Consider the following 1,342-nt stretch of genomic DNA (forward strand, 5'->3'; position numbering starts at 1 on the left):
AGAACTTGACAACATCCGTGCATGGGGGACGTATCTGTCCACCATCAAATACAACTGCGATGTCATCATGGGAGCCACTTTCAAAGTGGAAGATAATGAGAAAACAGGGGGATACACGGTTACAGTAGTAGGTTATCCCGGCATCTTCGTCAACTGGCATCCGGCCACAAAAGAGGATTATGAATGGATACGTCTGCAAAAGTTATCACCCACAGATGGAAAAAGCCAGATAGCGCCCGTCGTTAAGAATAAGAATTAATCATGCGAATCAGTAGTTGAAATCACTAGCTGATTCAGTTAGTTAAATTGTTATTATTCAATTAATTATCTCATTTATTTATTTCTTAATCTCCTTGAAAATCAGTATGTTAGAAGAATAAAACCACTCATTATTCTAATTATGATTCCCAAGGAGAAAGAGCTAAAACTTATAAAAATATATATGTATATCTGCGATGTTTATCAGTCTTCACTGAAGTTCTACTGTCAGAGGTTCAGTAATAACGCTACACCGATCTTCACTGATCAGGAGCTGCTTACCGTATATCTGTTCTGCGGAGCGTATCAGCGCTATTTTAGCATCAAAGAGATACATACATTTACCAAAGAATATTTGCTTTCCTGGTTCCCTAACCTTCCCTCTTATCAAACATTCAACTATCGGCTGAACCTGATGAGTGAGGCGATTAATGAACTGGTGAAGCATCTCATTACTTTCTTTAAACCAACAGATTGCGATTCTATGATATCACTTATTGACTCCATGCCCATCATTACTTGTGCAGGAAAGAACAAAACCGGAAAAGTGGCTACTGAAATTGCCACTAAAGGATACTGCTCTACAAAGAACATGTATTATTTCGGGCTCAAACTTCACACCTTAGCTTTCCGCAGGGAAGGAACCATTCCATTCCCCGAAATGATCATCTTATCATCGGCAGAGGAGAATGATCTGACTGTTCTTAAAAGAGAAGCCGCTGATAGTCTTATAAACAGATATATATTTGCGGATAAGATATACTCAGACTTCTCGTTCTGGGGAAACAAACAGCAGGAACAAGGGGTAACCATGATGACTCCCGTTAAAGCAATAAAGGGAGAGGAGCCTATTATTACTCAAAGAGAGAAAGCGGGCAGAGACCTGTTTTCAACTGCAGTATCAAAGGTCAGACAACCGATAGAATCTTTTTTCAACTGGCTGAATGAAAAAACAAATATTCAAAGAGCGATGAAAGTCAGATCTACATCTGGACTTTTAGTACATACGATGGGCAAAATTGCCATCGCATTCATTTATCTAATTTTCTAAAACAAGGAATCAGAGTTCAACTACTGATTCGCA

General features: G+C 38.9%; 1 protein-coding gene and 1 pseudogene. Both read left to right on the forward strand.

Annotation, left to right across the window (positions count from 1 at the left end):
* Positions 1–259, forward strand: a pseudogene (locus HMPREF0106_RS00125) (hypothetical protein); the annotation flags it as partial.
* A gap of 183 nt (positions 260–442) precedes the next feature.
* Positions 443–1,309 carry a transposase gene (locus HMPREF0106_RS00120; RefSeq protein ID WP_004310695.1) on the forward strand — a complete coding sequence of 289 codons (867 nt, stop codon included), beginning with the start codon at positions 443–445 and terminating at the stop codon, positions 1,307–1,309.
* The last annotated feature ends 33 nt before the right edge of the window (positions 1,310–1,342 follow it).

Origin of the sequence: Bacteroides sp. D22, from assembly GCF_000163675.1 — a bacterium.
GTDB classification, from domain to species: domain Bacteria; phylum Bacteroidota; class Bacteroidia; order Bacteroidales; family Bacteroidaceae; genus Bacteroides; species Bacteroides xylanisolvens.